17 protein-coding genes are annotated in these 14747 nt (G+C 66.5%); 6 read left to right on the top strand and 11 right to left on the bottom strand.

Annotated elements, in window-relative coordinates; translation table 11 throughout:
• The first annotated feature begins 30 nt into the window (after window positions 1–30).
• From ACFE87_RS06660 to ACFE87_RS06645, 4 genes are read left to right on the top strand one after another with little or no spacing between them, the layout of a single operon-like run.
• Window positions 31–249, top strand: a complete 219-nt coding sequence (locus ACFE87_RS06660) for a hypothetical protein (protein ID WP_375458844.1) — start codon at window positions 31–33, stop codon at window positions 247–249.
• On the top strand, window positions 239–628 hold the full coding sequence (locus ACFE87_RS06655; RefSeq protein ID WP_375458843.1) for a hypothetical protein: 390 nt from the start codon (window positions 239–241) through the stop codon (window positions 626–628). The genes ACFE87_RS06660 and ACFE87_RS06655 overlap by 11 nt, the downstream gene beginning before the upstream one ends.
• On the top strand, window positions 621–929 hold the full coding sequence (locus ACFE87_RS06650; RefSeq protein ID WP_375458842.1) for a hypothetical protein: 309 nt from the start codon (window positions 621–623) through the stop codon (window positions 927–929). Before ACFE87_RS06655 ends, ACFE87_RS06650 begins: the two co-directional genes overlap by 8 nt.
• Window positions 926–1153 (top strand): hypothetical protein, encoded by a 228-nt coding sequence (locus ACFE87_RS06645; protein ID WP_375458841.1) that lies wholly within the window; start codon window positions 926–928, stop codon window positions 1151–1153. Before ACFE87_RS06650 ends, ACFE87_RS06645 begins: the two co-directional genes overlap by 4 nt.
• On the opposite strand, the gene ACFE87_RS06640 is transcribed toward ACFE87_RS06645, so the two are convergent.
• The 3 genes from ACFE87_RS06640 to ACFE87_RS06630 form a co-directional block, all read right to left on the bottom strand.
• Window positions 1117–2427 (bottom strand): integrase, encoded by a 1311-nt coding sequence (locus ACFE87_RS06640; RefSeq protein ID WP_375458840.1) that lies wholly within the window; start codon window positions 2425–2427, stop codon window positions 1117–1119. The two genes, ACFE87_RS06645 and ACFE87_RS06640, sit on opposite strands and share 37 nt — an antisense overlap.
• A gap of 641 nt (window positions 2428–3068) precedes the next feature.
• Window positions 3069–4187 (bottom strand): hypothetical protein, encoded by a 1119-nt coding sequence (locus ACFE87_RS06635; protein ID WP_375458839.1) that lies wholly within the window; start codon window positions 4185–4187, stop codon window positions 3069–3071.
• A gap of 125 nt (window positions 4188–4312) precedes the next feature.
• The gene (locus tag ACFE87_RS06630; RefSeq protein WP_375458838.1) at window positions 4313–4576 is read right to left on the bottom strand and encodes a hypothetical protein; all 264 of its coding nucleotides are present in this window, start codon (window positions 4574–4576) and stop codon (window positions 4313–4315) included.
• A 252-nt stretch (window positions 4577–4828) separates the two neighbouring features.
• Between ACFE87_RS06630 and ACFE87_RS06625 the strand changes: the two genes are divergently transcribed.
• Window positions 4829–5212 (top strand): cupin domain-containing protein, encoded by a 384-nt coding sequence (locus ACFE87_RS06625; RefSeq protein WP_375458837.1) that lies wholly within the window; start codon window positions 4829–4831, stop codon window positions 5210–5212.
• Between the two features lie 114 nt (window positions 5213–5326).
• Here ACFE87_RS06625 and tenA read toward each other — a convergent pair whose 3' ends face one another.
• The 3 genes from tenA to asd all read right to left on the bottom strand — a co-directional run bounded on the left by tenA (window position 5327) and on the right by asd (window position 7553).
• Window positions 5327–5989, bottom strand: coding sequence for a thiaminase II (gene tenA / locus ACFE87_RS06620; RefSeq protein WP_375458836.1), 663 nt, complete (start codon window positions 5987–5989; stop codon window positions 5327–5329).
• A 182-nt stretch (window positions 5990–6171) separates the two neighbouring features.
• Window positions 6172–6603, bottom strand: a complete 432-nt coding sequence (locus ACFE87_RS06615) for a hypothetical protein (RefSeq protein WP_375458835.1) — start codon at window positions 6601–6603, stop codon at window positions 6172–6174.
• Window positions 6570–7553, bottom strand: coding sequence for an archaetidylserine decarboxylase (asd, locus tag ACFE87_RS06610; RefSeq protein WP_375458834.1), 984 nt, complete (start codon window positions 7551–7553; stop codon window positions 6570–6572). The genes ACFE87_RS06615 and asd overlap by 34 nt, the downstream gene beginning before the upstream one ends.
• 35 nt (window positions 7554–7588) lie before the next feature.
• On the opposite strand from asd, the gene ACFE87_RS06605 reads away from it, so the two are divergent.
• Window positions 7589–9301, top strand: coding sequence for an aminotransferase class III-fold pyridoxal phosphate-dependent enzyme (locus ACFE87_RS06605; RefSeq protein WP_375458833.1), 1713 nt, complete (start codon window positions 7589–7591; stop codon window positions 9299–9301).
• A gap of 34 nt (window positions 9302–9335) precedes the next feature.
• Here ACFE87_RS06605 and ACFE87_RS06600 read toward each other — a convergent pair whose 3' ends face one another.
• The 5 genes from ACFE87_RS06600 to ACFE87_RS06580 all read right to left on the bottom strand — a co-directional run bounded on the left by ACFE87_RS06600 (window position 9336) and on the right by ACFE87_RS06580 (window position 14057).
• A complete protein-coding gene (locus ACFE87_RS06600) occupies window positions 9336–9968 on the bottom strand; it encodes a hypothetical protein (RefSeq protein WP_375458832.1) in 633 nt (210 codons plus the stop codon).
• 51 nt (window positions 9969–10019) lie between these two features.
• Window positions 10020–10742, bottom strand: a complete 723-nt coding sequence (locus tag ACFE87_RS06595) for a class I SAM-dependent methyltransferase (protein ID WP_375458831.1) — start codon at window positions 10740–10742, stop codon at window positions 10020–10022.
• Window positions 10743–10767: 25 nt separating this feature from the next.
• Entirely contained in the window at window positions 10768–11811 is a 1044-nt protein-coding gene (locus tag ACFE87_RS06590; RefSeq protein ID WP_375458830.1) for a glycosyltransferase family 4 protein, read from the bottom strand.
• Window positions 11812–12018: 207 nt separating this feature from the next.
• Window positions 12019–12810, bottom strand: a complete 792-nt coding sequence (locus tag ACFE87_RS06585; protein WP_375458829.1) for a UDP-2,3-diacylglucosamine diphosphatase — start codon at window positions 12808–12810, stop codon at window positions 12019–12021.
• A gap of 83 nt (window positions 12811–12893) precedes the next feature.
• Complete coding sequence (locus ACFE87_RS06580; protein ID WP_375458828.1) at window positions 12894–14057, bottom strand: ceramide glucosyltransferase; 1164 nt, start codon at window positions 14055–14057, stop codon at window positions 12894–12896.
• Window positions 14058–14747: the final 690 nt, after the last annotated feature.

The following is a 14747-nucleotide window of genomic DNA, read 5'->3' as shown; positions in this document are numbered from 1 at the left end:
CCGCCTTCCTCGCCAAGCAGGGAGGCTGAGATGGGCGTGAAGCTGACGGACGCGAAGAGGCGCGAGCTTTGCGAGATGAGCGAGCGGGACTACCGCAGCTATTACGATGCGAATTACCCGCCGATCAAGCGGCTGTCGGATCTTGGCTTCGTGGATCGCGAGGACGGCAAATACGGCTCGACAACTTACGCCATCACCCCCGCCGGCCGCCAGGCTCTCGCCACACAGGAGAAATCGGATGCCCGGTGATTGGACGGAGATCGCGGTCAGATGCGAGGCGGCGACAGGGCCGAGCTGTGACCTGGACATCGCCATTATTGAGGCGGTCATTCCAAAGATCAAAGGGGCATTCCAGGCGCGGAATAAGGACGGCACATTCGTTATCGATCCGCCACCCTACACCGCCTCCTGCGACGCCATCCTGGCCCTCATAACGGACACGCTGCCGGAGGCGGATATTCGCCGCGTAGTAGGCGATGCGCTTCAGGTGATTTGGAGGTGGCTCACGAAGGGCGCTGCCTTCACAGCAGCGTTCCCTCTCGCGCTATGTTTCGTGCTGTGTGAACGCATGGCCGCCCGCGCGTCGGAACCCGCCCGCCCCAGCCAGGAGGATGGACATCATGGGTGAGGAGCTGATCGAGCGCATTCTGAAATCTGTGGCGGAGGTGAAGCCTGTTCTCGATCCGCTGAACGGCGCCACGGTGCTGTTTGCTGCAGAGGACATGCTGGTCGCGGCGAGCGACTTGAAGCGCACCCGCGATCTTTACCCCACTTTCGCGGACCCGCCGCTGACCGTCCAGCTATCGACGGCGATACCGCCGGGAAGAATTGTCGGGATGCGCCGTGGCGAGATCGTCCTGATGATTGGTCCGGAGCCTAAGATCGCCCCTCCCGCCCGACCCGACAGCCGGGATGGGGCCAGGGGATGAGCGCGAGGGTCGACTTGGTCGCCGGATCTCTGGAGCGCCGCCTCGAAGCCGCCATGACCGTCGTGGCGTACGTCGTCGTGCGGGACGGCCCGGCCTACATGCCGTTGTTCTACAGGCTTGAAACCGAGTTGCAGGCGCTCCGTCGCAAGTCGGACCCGATCTCGCGCGTGAACAGCCACCTTGCCGCCTACACCGTCGAGTCGAGCTTGAAGGCGATCCGGTGAAGCCACTCCGCCTTCTGTTTGAGGGACGGCCCGGAGCCGTATTTCGGGCGATGAAACTTGTGCCCCATCAAGGCGGCGACAAGCTTTTCCGGCGCCTCGACCGCGGTGAGGCGGTCTTCGAAGGTGTGCCGAAGGGAGTAGAGGGTGTGCTCCCGGGTCGGCCGGAGCGAGCGGTCGGTCAGGTACTTGTTGACGGTCGCGGACAGGGTGGCCGCGTTGTCATGGTAGCGCGGAAAGCCGTCGGGATGTCGAGCCGCGGCCGCGAGCGCAACACCCACCAGCGGCACGTCGCGCTCGGATTGCGGCGTCTTCATGCGGCGCCCGTCCGGCATGACGCGGGCATGCGGTATCTCGGCATTGAGCACGATCGTTCCCCTGCCGAGATTGGCGGCTTCCGAGAGCCGCAGGCCGGTCTCGGCGATGATGAGCAGGATGTCTCGAGCTTCGTCGTTCAACCCGTCCAGCGCGCCTGCCGCAAGGATCCTGTCCCGCACGAATGCGGCGGTGAAGGCCTGCCGGGACCGTTCCGTCTCGCCCTCGATGCGGAGGTCGCCGAACAACGGCGCGAGGCCGATCCTATGCCGCTTGTCCACGATCCGCAGCATGCGGTTGATGTGCCCGATGTCCTTGTTCGCCGTCCCGATCTCAACTCCATCCGACAGAATGCGGTCCTGCCACCACGTCTGGAAATCGAGCGCGTCGCCCCGGGTGATCCTGTGAAGGGGCTTGTCGGACACGACCGTGATCAGATTGGCGAGCGCTCGCTTCTTCGGGTTGCGCCACTTTCGGCGCTGGTCTTCGGACAGGTCGGCGATCGAGGCCCGGCTCGCCGCTTCATATTCGTCGAACAGGCCGGACAACATGATCTCGGGCGGGCTCTCGCCTCCCAGGACGGCCGCGACGGCGGTATGGTCGTCCACGGCCCGGCGCTGGACCAACCGCTCGATCCGGTCGAGGATTTCGACGACCGGCCTCTCGGCCAGCTCGACCGCGGTCGCGTAATCGAATCCGAAGGCGCGAGCCCGGCGCCGGGCCGCATCGTAGCGCCGTTTCGCCTCCGCCGCCTGCCCTTCTACCAGGCCGCGCCAATAAGCCTCGGTTTCGGTGTTGATCCGGTCCGCGATGCGGCGGGCCTTGATCCCGCGCGGATCGTCGGCGACCCGGAGCTTCGTGGTCTGGCGAACGAAGGCCCGCTTGTCGAGTTCGGCGAAGGCCAGCGGGACGCGCCGATTGTACGTCCAGACGCCGCCACGGTTCGTCAGGAAGTCAGCCACGCATGCCGCCGTGATACCCGATTTGATGTCCGCTTTGTTGCCCGATCGTGGACATCGGCGTCAAGGCCTGATAGATTTTCCCTTAGATATCAAAGCGTGTCGGCATGACCGTCGAATCCCCCTCCCTCCGCCACGACCTTCCGCCTCTCGCCACGCCCGTCGTGGTGAGGAAGACGTATAGAGCCTTGTCTTTGGGCGTCCTCATGAACGTCGATCAGGATCCCCGTCTCTCGCGGCTGTCCCGTCGTCAGGGTTGGGTCACGAGTGCGTCATGTGGGCGGCGCACCGAGCCAGCCTGATCGGGCTATGTTGGCGACACCGTATGGCCTCCGTGACCTGTCGATCCGATGAGCGCCTCGAGGCTAGGGGTATCGGACGCATGGACATGGCCACGGCTGACCAAGCGACAGGGACGACCGGCGCATTCGAGAGGGCGTTTGTCGGCGCCGACGCGGGGATCCTGCGCGTGCTTCTCGTGGACGGCCGCGAGGTTCGCCTGATGGTTACATCCGCGTTCCTGGCCTGGGAGGGTCTCGAGATCCTCGTCGCGACGACCGCGTCATCGGTGCTTGGCGCGTCGGGGCTTTGGCCCGCGCTGGTCGACCCGCCGCAGCTCGAAAACGCGCTCCTCAATCTGTGCATCAGGGCACACGCCAGCCCTGGACACCGACGGCCGGAAGAAGCCGGCCGACACCGGTTTCGACGAGATCGACGGCCGCGCACCACCATCCTGGTCGAACCTTGAACCCGTGATGCGCGATGGCCGCGGATACGAGCGTCTGCACGCGGGATTCGGCTTCCGGGTCGATCACGCGCGTTGAGAGTTCGTTCGGGGGTCTTGGCGGGGCGTAAGCCACCACATCCTGCCAGGGGCGACCCCACACGGTCTGGCCGAAGCGGTCGTTCGATTCGGCGTGTCGCTCGTCGATCCGCCTCATCATCACGGGATCGTCCCCGCGAAACGTTTCCGGATCCCAGCCCCGCGCCTCCGCGAAGCGGTCCAGGAAACGGCCGATCTCGCGGGGAGGAACGCGGGCCTGCTCCCGGACGCGCATGCGACGCAAGCGTCGGCTCGCCTCCACGGCAAGCGGTCCGGAGCTTCGATTCTTGACCGTGGCACGCTCGCTCGCGCCGATGAGGTTCCCGATCTGGTCTCCCAGGCCGATCCCGTCGAAGATGCGGTCGAGGAGAGGCGCATCTGAGCGCCTGTCCCGCATAGGTATCGCGACGACGCGCCCCCCGCTCGCTTCGACCCATGGTTCGATGAGGTAATCGTAATCGAACCGCTGCGAGGTCCACACGGCTCGTGCGAACTCGCCGAAGCGCCGCTTCTCCCGGATCAGCTGAGCGCGATGCGTGTAGTAGGAATTGAGATGTTCGGATTGCGGCTTGACGACGACGAGCACCTCCATGCGGAAGCCATGCCGGGCGAGCTCGGACCGGAGCAGGTCCGGAACCCGGAAGCGGCGCTGCTGCAGCGAGAAATCCTCGTATGACAGGAGGACGGTGTCGGCCCGGGTTTCAGCGAGCCGGCGCGACAGGACGTCGAGACATTCCGTCCGCTCCCGCCTCGGCCGCCGCCCGTCGAGAGTCTCACCGAAGGGCTGATGATTGACGTGGGACCACTCGGACCCCTCGGGAGCGATCACCGGGTAGCAGACCCCGGACTCGGCGAGCTTCGGCCGCAGGTCGGCGAGAAGCTCCTGAAGCGTAGTCGAGCCTGTCCGAGGCAGGCCGATGTGAACGATGGCGCGCCGCATGGATCCGTTCGCCGCTTCGTGCCGCGAGCTGGAGATGCCCGCCTGCCGCGGGACGGCTGCGGTCATCGTGCAGCCCGCAGCTGCCTTCGATGTCGTGTTCGCGACCGTCGAGGCTGGTCGATGCGTCAGCGGGCCGGGTAGCGGCTCCCGGGGACTCGCCGAGGCGATCCCGCCGTCTCCTGCCCTTCATAGGAGCGAGGAATGTCCGCGGAGCGGGGCGGTCCGCCCTGCTGGATGCCGGTCGAGCCCTGCTCCGGATAGCTGCTCATGAAGGCCCCACCTGCGGGCTCGCGGTCTCCCCCGCTTCCGCCTTCGCGGGCGAGGGCTGGCGAGGTCAAAGCAGCCGACATCAGGGCGGCAGCGGCGACGGTGAAAGGAGCAATGCGCATCGGATGTTGTCCTGTGGTGGGCCTGCCCCACATTTGGGGAGACATGCATCTCCGTCAAAGGGGTTGCGTTGAGCTCCCGGGGGCCTCGCGGTCAGGAGTTCCTTCAGCCTGGATGACGAGTTTCCGAAAGGCCGTCCTCGAGAAGCGGTCCGGTTGATGCCTCGAGCGAGGCTGTGCACCTCAGGCGGGGGCGCACGCGCCTCTGCCACAACGACGACGGACTGGCGGAATGCCGATGACTGGACCACGACGATGAATGTGATCGATCACGCCACGCAGGGCCTGGAAGTCTGGCGGGAGGGGGTGGCCACCCACATGCGAACCTCCGCTCTCACTCAGACGCACCAGCTCTGCATCTTCGAACAATTCTGCGACCCCGGGCTCGGGGCTCCCATCCATATCCACGCCGTGGAAGAGGTGCTCGAGGTAATCGAAGGGCGGGCGGAGCTCGTCCTCGGAGACGAGAGCGGTATTGTCACGGCCAATCAGTCGGTCGTCATTCCCGCCGGGATGCGCCACGGCTTCACGAATGTCGGTGACGGGATCCTGAAGGTCAGGGCGACCCTTGCGGCGGCGATCTTCGAGGCCAGCTACGATGACCGGCGAGAGCTGTCTCGCCGGTATAGCCCGCCGTGACGCTGCGATGACGAGCTGTCGTCCCGGACGACGATACTGAACCCGACGCTGTAGGCTGGGCAGCCCTAGCCGCTTGTTGCGCCCGGCCAGGCTCAACGTAGGCTCCCGTCCCGCTTAGGCCACGGGCCAGGTCGCATCGCAATAGGCCGAATCCCAGAACATCCACTCGAGCTGGACGGCGCGGGTGAAGCTCGCATGCATCGCGGCCCGCTCGCTTGCGCCCGCTTCGGCCGCGACCTCGTCCGTGACCTCTATCATGAGGTCCACCGCACGCGAAAACTCCTCGCCGGAATAGGTGTCGATCCAGGCCTGGTACGGGTTGCCGGCGCTGGCGCGTCCGTAGATGTCGCGTCCGACCTCGCGGTAGATCCAGAAGCAGGGCAGCATCGCGGCCAGGTGCACGGCGAGCGGCTCGCGAAATCCGCTCGCGAGCAGGAAGCAGATGTAGTGATGCGCGGCCGGCGTCGGCGGAGTCGCGGCCACGTCGGCGGCCGAGACGCCGAAGCGGCGGAAGAAGTCGGTGTGCAGCGTCCGCTCCACCTCGATCGCTGTGGCGGCCGCCGACGCGAATTGCACCACGTGGCCGGGCCGATCCGACTTTGCTGCCGCAAGCGCCAGCGCCTGGGCGAAGCCGACGAGGTAATGGGCATCCTGGATCATGTAGTGGCGGAAGGCCGGCATCGACAGGGTGCCGTCCGCAAGCTCCCGGTTGAAGGGCAGCGTGCGGGCGGCCTCGTAGATCGGCTCGTTGCGGTTCCAGGCGTCGGTCGAGAACAATGGGGTACTCCGATGGTCGATGGTCCGCCCGCCGCATCCCGACCATCGCTCGTCCGAAAGATGGTCGAAGCCGTCCGTCGATGCTCCTCCGGGCAGGCCGATCTTCACCCTCGCGCCTGTGGAGCGGCGGCCGGCTCGGGCCTGTTCTGGCCGGGATCACTGGGCTCGGATGGCGGAGGAGATCAGTCGAGGGGACCCGCCGGGCCGGCCTCGGCATCCAGCATCTGGCCTTCGAGGATCAGCCCTCCGAGAGGCCGCATGGCCTGCATCGAGAGATCGTAATTCGAAAAGGCCCTCGCGGAAAGTTCCCGGATCGGCCTGCAGCCCGAGTGGTTGAGGTCGAGCTGCGTGGGCGCGCACGCATCCAGCGAGAAGCCGGCGCGCTCGAGTTCCTGACGGGCCACGAAGTCGCGATTGTTGTCGTCGAAGCTTTGGCCCGGCATCAACGGACCCTGCCGGGGACCGACAGTGGCCGAGAGGCCCGACGCCACGCCGCCCTCCAGGCTTCCGAAGAGCGCGGTGTTGATGGACCCGTTCAACGAGCCGTCGAGCGACTGCGGCCAGGCAGGCCCGCTGCTGATCAGGATGAGGAGGACGGTGGCGAGACTGCGCATGGGAGCACCCGGTGTGGCGCCACCATACCGCTATCCGCCTCCTCCGGGTAGCCGGACAATGCCAGCATGCTGCTGACCACGGGGCCTGGGAGATCCAGCAGCGGCTCGCCCGCCCGGATTCGACTGCCTTCCCGAAGGTCGGGACGCAGCCCGTATCCGGCGGGGGCCAGCACGATGATGGTGGAGCCGTGCTGGAACCATCCCATCTCCTGCCCTTTGCGCAGAGCCGCCTGGCACGGGATCCGGCGGGGGCCTCCCCGACGCAGGTCGAGGTCGATGTCGAGAAAGCGCAACCGGATGCTGGCGACCAGGATCGCCGCGACGGGCACGAGCGTGACGACGTCGCCGGTGGCGTCGAGGCGCATGCGGATCGCGGCCCGCTCGTTCTTGCAGAAGAGAGCCTCGATCCGCTTCAGCGCGATCGGGTTCACGTTCCAGGTGTCTCCCGAGATGTAGGTCACCTCCTCCACCCTCCCATCGTGGGGGGCGTGGAAACGGTGATACATCCCGGCCGTGAGACGGAGCGTGACGAAGGTGCCGTCGCGGTAGAGTTCGGCCGCGTCCGGGTCGGTGAGCAGGTCCTCCAGACGGTAGGGAAATCCTTTCACCTGGAAGACCTCGGTCCCGGCGACCCTGCCCGAGGCGCCGACGATCCCGTCGCAGGGGCTAACGAGGATCGCGGGATCGGGATCGACCGGCCGCGCTCCGTCCCGCAGCGCGCGGATGAAGCAGGCATGCAGGCTCGGGAACCGGGTCTCCTTCGCGTCGCGGAGATCGAGATCCGAGAACAAGCGCCAGCACCAGATCGAGAGGTCCCGGACGAGCGGCTGCTCGATCCGGCTGAACCAGCCCATGAAGCGCGTCGCGAGGCGGCGCGGGATGCGGTTTGTCAGCAGGAAATTCAGGTCCTCCTGCTGGGAAATTCGGGCGAGCGTGGAGCGAAGCGTCATCAACCCGTGAAATCCCGCACGTAATTCCGTCGTCCATGGACCCGAATCTCTCGACTCTGACCCTCGCCGCCCTTGGCTCCACCGCGCTCGCCGGCATGGCTTGGCGGATCAAGGCCCGGCTGGACCTCTCGCGCGCGAAGCACCGCTCGCTCGCCGGCCACGCCCGCATGGCCCGCCGGGTCGCTGCGCAGGTCCCGTTCTACGAATTCGACGAAACGCAGTTCTTTCGCTCGGACGGAGCCCCGGACGACGTAGTCCAGCGCCGCCGCACCAGCTTCGACCAACTGGGTCGGCTCTATCGCGAGCGTTTCGCCGAGACGCGGCGGCTCACGGACGAGATGCGGGGCTCGGTCTCCGACCTGCAATTCACCGGCCGCTACCGGGTGCCCTACCCGTATGGGCGCGTGGTGAGGGATCACCTCGGGGCCGGATCGTTCCTGCGGGCCTCCGAGGGCGTGACCGTGACCGATCTCGACGGCAACAGCCTCTACGACCTGACCGGGTCCTACGGCGTGAACCTGTTCGGCACGGATTTCTACAAGGAGTGCATCGCGGAGGGCGAGGCGCAGGTTCGAGATCTCGGCCCCGTGCTCGGCGCCTATCATCCGGTCGTCGCGGAGAATGTTCGCCGCCTGCGAGAGGTCTCCGGCCTCGAGGAGGTGTCCTTCCACATGTCCGGCACCGAAGCCGTGATGCAAGCGGTGCGGCTCGCGCGCTACCACACCGGACGCAACCGGCTCGTGCGGTTTTGCGGCGCCTATCACGGCTGGTGGGGCGACGTGCAGCCCGGCATCGGCAACCCGATCGCGGCCCGGGACACCTTCACGCTCGCCGACCTCTCGGACCGGACCCTGAAGCTCCTCGGAAGCCGGCGCGACATCGCCTGCGTCCTGGTCAACCCGCTGCAGGCACTGCATCCGAACGGTTCGGCCCCATCGGATTCCTCCCTGGTGGATGCGAGCCGCAAAGCCGGCTTCGACCGCGAGGCCTATGGCGAATGGCTGCGGCGGCTTCGCGAGGTCTGCACCGAGCGCGGCATCGTCCTGATCTTCGACGAGGTCTTCGTGGGATTCCGGCTCGCTCCCGGAGGAGCCCAGGAATATTTCGGGATCCAGGCCGACATGGTCACCTACGGCAAGACGCTCGGCGGCGGCCTGCCGGTCGGCGTGTTGTGCGGCCGCGCCGCGCTGATGAAGCGCTTCCGGGAGGACCGGCCGGCTGACATCTGCTTCGCGCGCGGCACCTTCAACGCCCATCCCTATGTGATGGGCGCGATGCAGGCCTTCTTCCGGCGCCTCGATACGCCCGAGATCCGGGCCCTCTATGACGGCGTCGACGCGAGATGGGACGGCCGCGCCCGAGACCTGAACCGGCGGCTCGAAGCGGAGGCTTTGCCGGTGCGGGTGGCCCATCTCTCGTCCATCTGGACGGTCACCTACACGCAGCCGTGCCGCTACAACTGGATGCTGCAATACTATCTGCGGGCCGAGGGCCTGGCCCTGTCCTGGGTCGGAACCGGCAGGCTCATCTTCAGCCTCAATTACGGCGACGCCGATTTCGAGGCCGTGGCGCAGCGCTTCGTGGCCGCCGCGAGGGCGATGAACGAGGGCGGCTGGTGGGCTCATAAGGGCATGACCAACAAGGCGATCAGGCGGCAGATCCTGCGGGAGATGATCACGGCCCGGTGGCGCGGCCGCGGAACGGTCAGGCCCGCTTCGGCCCTGCCCGTTCCGGCTCCGGCGGAGTGAGAAGCCCGGGCGCGTCTCGCGCCCGGGCCGGATGTCACCGGGCGCCGCGGGCAGCTTCCGCCTCGACCTCGTGGACGAGGTCGGTGTCGATCAGCTCTCCGTGCAGCAGGTGAGCCGGCGCCTTGTGGTAGAGCTTGATGTCGTGGAACGGGTCCGTGAGGATCTTCGCGGCCCAGACGAGCCCGGTCTCCACGTCGCGGATGAAGAAGAGCTGGATCGTCCGGAACAGGAATCCGCCAACGCCGACCGCGAACCAGAGCCAACCGACATGCCGGACGAGTTCGCCCGTGGTCGCATGGGGCGTGATGAGCCCGAACAGGGTCGGATCGGCGATGAAGACGAGCGGCGACAGCGCCCAGATCGCCAGCAGCACGATCTTGCGCTGCAGGTTGTAGCCGACCTTGATCTCTTCCTTATGCTCGTGGGTCGCATGGTTGACGTGGTCGTAGCCCTTCGGTTCGAAGAAGAGGTGGCCCGCCTGGCGGCTCGTCATCGCAACGAGCCAGGCGATCAGGGCGGCCAGCGCCGGATCCTTGAAGACCACTACATAGGCCACGACGAAGCTGAGGGCGCTGACGAGATGCAGGGCCTGGTTGATCCGGCTGTGGTGGTAGTAGCGGTGGTCGTCCCACCGCTGAACGCGCAATGCTTCGAGAAAGCCGCTCATCCGTCTCTCCTCATGGTCGATTGTTGATGGTGATGGTGATCTGCGCGGCCGTCATGCGATCGCGGGTGACGAGGCATCTTTGGGGCTGGCCGCGTTGGCTGGGGCGACGGATTTCGTCAGCCTGATAAGCGAGAAATGCCCGAGCGGGGGCAGCGGGCGCCGCTCCACGACCTGAACGTTGCCGGCGCCCTCGGCCCAGCGCAGATAGCGATCCCACGAGAACTCGGTCCGCCAGCCGAGCCGATTGGCGACGGGCGACAGAAGCTTCTCCACGAATCCCCGGAAGCCCGCCTCGGCTCCGATCCGGCTTGTCAGGATGATCTCGCCGCCCGGTCGCACGACCCTCAGGAACTCGTCGAGCGCCGCTTCGGGATTCGGCACGGCCGTGACGACATATTGGGCCACGACGACGTCGAAGGCGTCGTCCGCGAATTTCAGGCTCTCGGCATCCATCACGGCGAGCCCCTCGACATTGCGAAGCGCAAGCTCGTCGACCCGCTGCCGAGCCTTCGCCAGCATGGGCTCCGAGATGTCGATCCCGAACAAGCTGAGACCGCGTGAATATTGCGGCAGGGAGATTCCCGTTCCCACCCCGACCTCCAGCACGCGACCGCCGATCCGCTCGGCAGCCTCCACGGCGGCCGACCGTCCCCGCGCGAAAACCTTTCCGAAGACGAGGTCGTAGACCGGAGCCCAACGGCCATAGGCACGAGCTACCTTCTCCGTGCGGAGATCGGCGCCGGCCGCGTCGGACGTGATGGTGCTGATGGACATGGGCGCGTTTCTCCGGCCTTGGTGTTCAGGCCGCCAGCGACAGGCGGTCCCGGCCGGACTCGCCGATGAGCGCGTGTCCGACATTCCGGACGAACTGGCGGGCGCTCGTGTCCCAGGACCGTCCGAGCGCGAAGGTGCGGCAGGCCTGCCGCGAGACATTGAGCGCGCCGAGACAGGCTGTCCGAAGGTCCTCGTCCAGGACGCCGACATCGTGGCCGCCGATGACGTCGCGCGGCCCCGTGACCGGAAAGGCCGCGACCGGAACGCCACAGGAGAGCGCCTCGAGCTGAACGACGCCGTAGGTGTCGGTCAGGCTCGGGAAGACGAACACGTCCGCGGCCGCCACATGCGCGGCAAGGTCGCGGCCATGCCGGACGCCGAGAAAATGCACGCCGGGAAAGCGGTGCCTGAGTTCGGCCTCCTGCGGGCCCTCGCCGATCACGACCTTGGAGCCGGGCAGGTCGAGGGCCAGGAAGGCTTCCAGGTTCTTCTCGACCGCGATCCGGCCCACATTCATGAAGATGGGGCGCGGGAGATCGAGTTCGGCGGCGAGGTCAGGGTCGAACAGGTCCGTGTCCACGCCGCGCGTCCACAGGCTCAGCCGCCGGAAGCCTCTCCCGCGCAGCTCCTGGACGAGCGAACTCGTCGAGGCCATCGTGACCCGGGCGGCGGCGTGGAAACGGCGGAGGAAGAGGTAGCTCCAGCTCTCCGGAAGGAGGAAGCGGGCCGCGATGTATTCCGGGAATTTCGTCGTGTAGCTCGTCGTGAACGGGAGGTTCCGACGCAGGCAATACGCTCGCACGCTATGCCCGATCGGGCCTTCGGTCGCGATGTGGATGGCGTGCGGTCTCGCCGCCTCGATACGCCGGGCGATGTCGCGCCCGTTCGGGATCGCGAGGCGAAGGCCCGGATAGGTGGGAACCGGGAAGCTCGGAAAGCCTTCCGGCGACAGGAAAGAGATCTCCGCGCCGATCTTCCGGGCGCTTCGCTCCAGCGATGTCAGTGTCCGAACCACCCCATTGACTTGCGGGTGCCAAGCATCGGTCGCGACAAGCACGCGAAGGGTCAACAGGCTTCTCCGGCGGGAGGGGTCAGCAGAGCCTGATCGCGAGACGAGGCGAGATGACAGGGACACAACGTCTACAAAACAATATGCCAGCCCTAGGCGCCGACTTTTACAAATAGATGACGGATTTCTGACTGTTCAATGCTCCTTCAGCCATGTGGCTGCGGGAGCCCAGGCAGGTGTTGCGTGGCCGACCCAACCACGCCCCGCTCACGCGGCCGCGGCCAACTCGATCGAGGCCGGCACCGGGACCGCGCCGGCTGTGGACCATTGAATCAGCTCGAATTGGCCGTCATAGGTCTCGGCGAGCGCGGTGCAGCTTTCGACCCAGTCTCCGCAATTCATGTAGCGAGTGCCGAAACGGTCGTGCAGCGCGGCATGGTGGATGTGCCCGCAGATGATGCCGTCGACACCGTGCCGCTTGGCCTCGGTCACGAGCGCGTTCTCGTAATCCCCGATGAAGTTCACGGCCGTCTTCACCTTCAGCTTCGCCCATTGCGACAGCGACCAATAGGTCAGGCCGAGATGGCGGCGAACGAGGTTGACGTAGGTGTTGATCGCGAGAGCGGCGTCGTAGGCCCAGTCGCCGCAGAGCGCGAGCCATTTGGCGTGGCGGACCACCATGTCGAACGCATCGCCGTGCACCACGAGGTACTTCCGGCCATCGACCCCGACATGGATCGCGCTCTCGACGACCTCGACGCCACCGAAGTGAACCCCGAGATAGCCCTTCAGGAATTCGTCGTGGTTGCCCGGCACATAGATCAGGCGGACATGCTTGCGCACCTTGCGGAGAAGTTTCTGGACGACGTCGTTATGCTCCTGCGGCCAGAACCAGCCCTGTTTCAGGCGCCAAGCGTCGACGATGTCTCCGACGAGATAGATGGTGTCGGCATCGTTCCGGCGCAGGAAGTCCAGCAGAAGGCCGCTCTGGCAACCCTTGGTTCCGAGATGGACGTCCGAGATGAAGATCGCCCGGTAGCGGCGACAATCTTGAGACACGTCTCGCCTCCGATTCGCTTCGATGCTCCCCTTGGAGCGCGAACGCGTTGCGTGCGTGTGACGGTCGCCGTCGCCCAGCTGCGTCACGACCCCGCTGCCTCGGCCGTCACGGTCCTCGGCGCTCCCGACGCGATGTGCATCGGATTACCCCGCCAGACGACGTTGCGGGTCAGGAAGGCGGCCGCCCAGACGGGCGGGATGAGGAGATCGCGGACGATGAGGGCCGGCAGAGTGCCGAGACGGAGATGCCAGCCTGCGCGCGAGGCGAGCCACGCTTCGCCGGCATAGGTCAGGGCCAAGAGGCCGGCCGCGGAGAGCCATACGGCAGGAGACGCGCCCAAGGCCCAGACCAGGGCCATGGCGGGCACGAGAGGGCTCGACAGGATCTCGGGGGCGAAGAACAGGGGAAAGGTGACGCGCCGCAGCCGCGCCCAGCGCAGCTGCCTCGCCCAGATCTCGGACGGCCGTCGAATGCCGAGCGGCTGTTCGAAAGGTGCGTCGACGAGATGGACGTTCAGGCCGGCACGGCGAACCAGTTTCGTCGCGGCTGCGTCCTCGGCCATCTCGGCATCGAGCGCCCGGATGCCGCCCCGCTCGTCGAGGAAGGGCCGGTACCAGAGCATGCTCTTGCCCTGGGCGAAGCCGAGACCCAGCGCCTCGCCCGCATATTGCCAGCGCGCCTGAAGCGTATTGAGGAATGCGCATTCCACCAAGGCCCAGAAATTATCCGGCCGCGCTCCGATCGGGGTCGAACAGACGAGGCCGGTATCCGGCCGCCAGGCGCTCAACATCCTGTGGATGAAGTCCGCCGGCATGAGAACATTGGAATCGGCCAGGATCACCCAATCGGTCCGGGCAGCCTCCCAGCCCTTCACGCAGTTGTTGAGCTTGGGATTGGCGCTCACCCGGTCGTCGCCGACGAGGAGGCGTGCCCGGCTATCGGGATGCTCCTCCATCAGCCGCGACACGACCGGGATCACCGGGTCCGAGCTCGAGGCGACGCAGAAGATCAGCTCGTAATCGGGGTGCCGTACCTGAAAGCTGGACCGGAGCGTGATCTCGCTGAACGGCTCGAGCCCACAGAGCGGCCTGACCACCGTGACGGGGTGTTCGCCCGTGATGAAGACCGGGCGCCGCCGGCACAGCCGAAGGGCGGCCAGCAGGATGGCCAGCATCGTCGCCCCGAACGCCGCCACGGAGAGGGCGGCCACGATGGTATTCGGGGTCAGATCTGGCATCGCGCTCATTCGCCTTGGGGCTGGTCCGCCCGCTCTCCTCGTCGGCAACGGAGATGTCAGCCGGATGACAGTCGACATTGGAGGGCGTCGACCAGTCATCAATCCGGGGCCCGCAAGCGGTCGCCGACGCCGGTCTCCGTCAAATGTATTCGAGCCGGGCCGGGATTTGTCGAAGATGCGCTCGATCTCGTCCGCCGCGATCCCGAGGACGAGCGCCGGCCGGCGCCGGACGATCGCGCCGAGGTCCATCTTGTCGAGATGGCGGCCTCCGGCGTGATGTGCGGGTCGAGCCCGGCCCCGAGGTGGTCACGAGATCGGTCGGGACGACCTGCGACACAAATATCCGGCCGATCGGGTTGATCACCGCCCGCATCCGTTTATATCAGCGCTCGTGTCCTTCGGGGCGCAGACGTCACCTTAAACATCAGTCTCGAGCCTGCGGGCGACAGTGCGATTATGGGGGCGGGGGAGAGGGCCGGCCATGCGAATGGTCATCAGCTCGAGCCCACTTGAAACGACCTGGGTATCGGCTATATACCCTTCGTGGCGCTGCGGCCCTTGGTTCGCGCGCCAGACCTCCGAACGGCGCTTATCGTCGCCTGGCTCACTTGCCGGGATGGCGTTGCGTCTTCGGAACGACTTTTGCTCTTTGACAAGTGAATATGGAAAGAGAAGCGTGGACGGCGGGGTCCTTGCGGA

The organism is uncultured Enterovirga sp., from assembly GCF_964242715.1.
GTDB lineage: Bacteria > Pseudomonadota > Alphaproteobacteria > Rhizobiales > Beijerinckiaceae > Enterovirga.
Note: the sequence above shows the minus strand (reverse complement) of the source record. Positions and strands in the feature narration are given on the sequence as shown.